The organism is Alteromonas sp. MmMcT2-2 (assembly GCF_022348305.1).
Lineage (GTDB): Bacteria > Pseudomonadota > Gammaproteobacteria > Enterobacterales > Alteromonadaceae > Alteromonas > Alteromonas macleodii.
Genome location: NZ_JAKRFA010000093.1, coordinates 1 through 4,612, shown reverse-complemented (window position 1 = coordinate 4,612; position 4,612 = coordinate 1). Strand labels below are relative to the sequence as shown.

Sequence of the window (4,612 nt, the reverse complement as noted above, 5' to 3'; positions counted from 1 at the left end):
AAGCTTCAAGCTCTTTCTTATTCATGTTCATCTGCCTATCCTTAACTCTCTATAGAGTAAATTGAGATAGGCAGTTACACAAAATTAGTTACAGTCTCCGAAGCGGTGAACAAATTTACCGTCCACACTGCCCAGCCTGCAAGGCATGTAAGTCGTTGCGAATTCCGGTGAATGCTTATACCCCCTCTCGCAGTCAAAAAAGGCTGTTAAAGGCCAACCAAGGGTTTCGCGTTCAGCTAGTTAGTGAAACTAAAAGCACATACTACCCGTTGTATGAACGCTACATTACGGAGCGACATGCCGACGGTAGTATGTATCCGCCGTCACGAACCCAATTCGAAAATTTCGTTTTGTGTGATTGGATGACAACCCATTACCTAGAGGCCTATGATGGCGACAAGCTCATTGCAGTGGCTGTCACTGACGTCGTCGATGCTAACGAACATATGGGTGCACTCTCTGCGCTCTACACGTTTTTCGACCCTGAGTATAGCTCTGCATCTTTAGGTACATGGATGATACTCATGCAAATTGAGGAAGCGAGGCGTTTAGGCCACCACTATGTTTATTTGGGCTATTACGTAGAGGGTTGTCAAAAAATGTCTTATAAACACAAATTTTTGCCATTTGAGCAGTTTAGTGACAATGAATGGCATCTATTTAGCAAAAATAGTAAAATACCCACTTAATTGCTTTACACCGAACCCAAGATTGGGTAAGGTCTGCGCGGCAAAAATTTTGAATTACTGAGGTAACTGCTTTACATGGCAAAAGAAGATTGTATTGAAATGGAAGGTACTGTGTTAGACACGCTACCTAACACTATGTTCCGCGTTGAACTAGAAAACGGTCACGTAGTGACTGCACATATCTCTGGTAAAATGCGTAAGAACTATATCCGTATTCTTACTGGCGATAAGGTCACCGTTGAGATGACTCCTTACGATTTGACCAAAGGTCGTATCGTTTATCGCGCAAGATAATGAGCCATTTAAGCGGTAACGCATAAAAAAAGCCCGATTAAGATCGGGCTTTTTCGTATCTGGGTTTTACCTATTTCATCCTCGAAGCACTATCGCTAAAAGCAAAGTTACTAACGTAAGATATAGCGCTTGATAGACGACATTAGTCTTTCTACCTAGCGCTACATGCTTTATTACATTAGGTTGGCTCTGCTTCTTCAGACGTTGCACCTACACCTGTGTACTCAAAGGTAAGTTTGTCATCAACGCAGTCTACTTTAACGTTTCCGCCTTTAGATAACTCGCCAAACAATAGCTCGTTCGCTAACTCTTTCTTCAGGTCATCTTTAATGACGCGCGCCATAGGACGTGCACCCATTGCCTTATCATAGCCTTTCTCAGCCATGTAAGCGCGGGCTGCACTGGTGACCTCTAGCGACACGCCTTTAACGTCAAGCTGTGCCTGAAGCTCAATAATGAACTTGTCTACCACCTGCAAGATGATTTCAGGATCAAGATGGTTAAACCAAATAATACCGTCCAGGCGGTTTCTGAATTCAGGTGTAAACACCTTATTGATTTCAGACATCGCATCGTGACTGTGATCTTGCTGCTTAAAGCCAATAGATTTACGTACCGTTTCTTGAACACCTGCGTTGGTGGTCATCACTAACACTACGTTTCTAAAGTCAACCTTACGTCCATTGTTATCAGTCAGCGTACCGTGGTCCATAACCTGAAGAAGAATATTGTAGATATCGCTATGCGCTTTCTCAATTTCATCTAACAGCACTACTGAGTACGGGTTTTTGATTATCGCATCTGTTAACAGACCGCCTTGATCAAAACCAACGTAACCAGGAGGCGCACCAATGAGGCGGCTAACTGCATGACGTTCCATGTACTCAGACATATCAAAACGTACAAGCTCAACACCCATGATTTTAGCCAGCTGTTGGGTTACTTCTGTTTTACCAACACCAGTTGGACCGGCGAATAAGAAGCTACCAATTGGTTTTGCTTCAGCTCCAAGTCCAGAACGTGATAGCAATATAGCGTCATTAAGCGTCTCTATCGCCTTATCCTGACCAAACACGACCATTTTAAGGTTGCGGCCAAGGTTCTTAAGCACCTCTTTGTCAGAAGCCGATACAGACTTCTCAGGGATACGCGCCATTTTTGCAATAATTTGCTCAATATCGCCCACACCTATCGTTTTTTTGCGCTTGGAAGGCGGCAACAGACGTTGGCTTGCACCCGCCTCATCCATTACATCAATGGCTTTATCTGGAAGGTGACGCTCGTTGATGTATTTAGCCGACAATTCCGCCGCAGCTTGAATCGCTTTTTGTGTGAAACGCACATTGTGGTGCTCTTCGTAGCGACTCTTAAGGCCAAGCAGTATCTTTGTGGTATCGCTGACGCTAGGTTCAGTAACGTCAACTTTCTGGAAACGACGTGCAAGGGCGCGGTCTTTTTCAAAAATACCTTGATATTCTTGATATGTGGTTGAGCCGATACAGCGTAGTTCACCGCTTGATAGCTTAGGTTTAAGTAAATTTGACGCATCCATTACACCGCCCGACGCAGCGCCAGCACCAATAATGGTATGGATTTCATCAATAAACAAAATGGCGTTCTTGTCTTTGCCAAGCTCTTTCAGAATTGCTTTCAAACGCTTCTCAAAGTCACCACGGTATTTGGTACCAGCAAGAAGGCCACCTAAATCCAGTGAGTAAACGGTACTTTCAGCAATAACATCAGGCACGTCTTCGTTAACGATTCTGTATGCAAGACCTTCTGCGATCGCCGTTTTACCTACGCCCGCTTCACCTACTAGCAGCGGGTTGTTTTTGCGACGACGACATAGAATTTGAATAGTGCGCTCTACTTCCGAATCGCGGCCAATCAACGGGTCTATTTTGCCGTCTTTCGCGTGACGATTCAGGTCAGTTGCGTATTTGCTTAATGCTGAGCCACCTTCTTCGCCTGCTTCAGCCTCTTCCGACGCTTCGGGGTTTACGGGCTCATCATCATCCGCTTTGCTTACACCATGGCTAATGAAGTTCACCACATCCAAGCGCGTTACATCCGCCTTCTTGAGAATATAAACGGCCTGAGACTCTTGCTCGCTGAATATAGCAACAAGTACGTTGGCGCCAGTAACTTCGTCCTTACCAGACGACTGAACGTGGAATACCGCACGCTGCAGCACGCGCTGGAAACCGAGCGTGGGCTGAGTTTCGCGTTCGTTTAACTGATCATCTAAAATGAGAGGCGTAGTATCTTTAACAAAAGCTAACAGTTCGCTTTTAATTGCCTCAATATCGGCACCACACGCTTTGAGCGCATCGCGAGCAGCTGAGTTATCAAGCAATGCCAACAACAAGTGCTCAACCGTCATAAACTCATGACGATGCTCTCTGGCAAATACAAACGCGTTATTTAACGTTTGTTCTAATTCTTTATTTAACATATTGCTCGCCCTCTACAAAAAACCTTATGCCTGCTCCATCGTGCACATCAACGGGTGCTGATGTTTGCGTGCGTACTGATTAACCTGCATCACTTTTGTCTCTGCTATCTCAGCAGTAAAAATGCCACACACGGCTTTTCCTTGATAATGAACGGTCAGCATAAGTTGGTTGGCTTTCTCAGCGTCCATATTGAAAAACTGCATGAGTACCTCAATGACAAAATCCATCGGTGTATAGTCGTCATTGTTCAACAACACTTTATACATGGGAGGCGGCTGCGGCTTCTGTCGCTGCGCGTCTTTCTGTTTTTCCTTTTCGATACTAATAGCGTTGTCTTTACTCATAACTTAATAATAGTGGTTTAATGGCACATATGTGTACAAACTTTTGGATAAATTTATTCACATTTGCCCTTGACATAATATGGTTAAAAAATCTACATTTTGTATAGTGGTTTTGAGTATTGCACGTTAGCTACGACATAACTTACTGCGTAGCAGCTACAATCAATACTCTTTCCACCGTGTCTCCGGATCTATAATGGGGGCATATACTCGTGAGTTCAAGGATTAAGAGGAAGTCGAAGTATGGCGGTTGGCAAAGTTAAATGGTTTAACAACGCAAAGGGTTTTGGATTTATCGTTCCTGAGGACGGCGGCGAAGATATTTTCGCGCATTACTCTACGATTCAAATGGAAGGCTACCGTTCGCTAAAAGCGGGTCAAGAAGTAACGTTCGAAGTTCAGCAAGGGCCTAAAGGTCTTCACGCTGAGAACATTGGCTTCAAAGAAGAACCAGAGCGTTAAGAAAAGAATTTTCAAAGCCTGACCCTATACGTCGGGCTTTTGCTTTTCTTGCCATTCAAAATGTGTAGGTGCAGTAAAGCGCCTGTGCGGATAACTGCGTTTTAATTTTCCCTACAAAAATAAGCATTACGTTATCTTAACGTTGTGTATTAAAGTTGCGTAATAGTACAAAGTAAACAATCAACGAGCTTTTTTCCTGTTCCTTTTATCTCCCTCTTATACATTCCTTTCCAAAACATAAGGTATATCGCCCTACCCTTTATTAGCCCTTATACCATATATGGACCCTCTCCGATTGCAAGACACCGTGTTGATTTAATAACGTGATTCATTGCTGCCATATATTCGGCTTTTTCGTGAAGTCAAT

At 43.8% G+C, this 4,612-nt stretch carries 5 protein-coding genes; 3 read left to right on the top strand and 2 right to left on the bottom strand.

Translation table 11 applies throughout. The features are described 5' to 3' along the window. The first annotated feature begins 83 nt into the window (after positions 1-83). Both MHM99_RS20770 and infA read left to right on the top strand, forming a co-directional pair. On the top strand, positions 84-689 hold the full coding sequence (locus tag MHM99_RS20770) for an arginyltransferase (protein WP_343213296.1): 606 nt from the start codon (positions 84-86) through the stop codon (positions 687-689). A 75-nt stretch (positions 690-764) separates the two neighbouring features. Continuing rightward, positions 765-983 carry a translation initiation factor IF-1 gene (infA, locus tag MHM99_RS20765; RefSeq protein ID WP_014949333.1) on the top strand — a complete coding sequence of 73 codons (219 nt, stop codon included), beginning with the start codon at positions 765-767 and terminating at the stop codon, positions 981-983. Between the two features lie 178 nt (positions 984-1,161). Here the strand turns inward: infA and clpA are convergent, their stop codons facing one another. Then, entirely contained in the window at positions 1,162-3,438 is a 2,277-nt protein-coding gene (gene clpA, locus MHM99_RS20760; RefSeq protein WP_168533514.1) for an ATP-dependent Clp protease ATP-binding subunit ClpA, read from the bottom strand. A 24-nt stretch (positions 3,439-3,462) separates the two neighbouring features. Continuing rightward, on the bottom strand, positions 3,463-3,783 hold the full coding sequence (gene clpS / locus MHM99_RS20755; RefSeq protein ID WP_014949331.1) for an ATP-dependent Clp protease adapter ClpS: 321 nt from the start codon (positions 3,781-3,783) through the stop codon (positions 3,463-3,465). Between the two features lie 243 nt (positions 3,784-4,026). On the opposite strand from clpS, the gene cspD reads away from it, so the two are divergent. Beyond that, positions 4,027-4,245 (top strand): cold shock domain-containing protein CspD, encoded by a 219-nt coding sequence (gene cspD / locus MHM99_RS20750; RefSeq protein ID WP_014949330.1) that lies wholly within the window; start codon positions 4,027-4,029, stop codon positions 4,243-4,245. The last annotated feature ends 367 nt before the right edge of the window (positions 4,246-4,612 follow it).

Bases quoted from the DNA above. Each gene is read 5' to 3' on its own strand.
- infA (WP_014949333.1), top strand. From the start codon at position 765: ATGGCAAAAGAAGATTGTATTGAAATGGAAGGTACTGTGTTAGACACG.
- clpA (WP_168533514.1), bottom strand. From the start codon at position 3,438: ATGTTAAATAAAGAATTAGAACAAACGTTAAATAACGCGTTTGTATTT.
- clpS (WP_014949331.1), bottom strand. From the start codon at position 3,783: ATGAGTAAAGACAACGCTATTAGTATCGAAAAGGAAAAACAGAAAGAC.
- cspD (WP_014949330.1), top strand. From the start codon at position 4,027: ATGGCGGTTGGCAAAGTTAAATGGTTTAACAACGCAAAGGGTTTTGGA.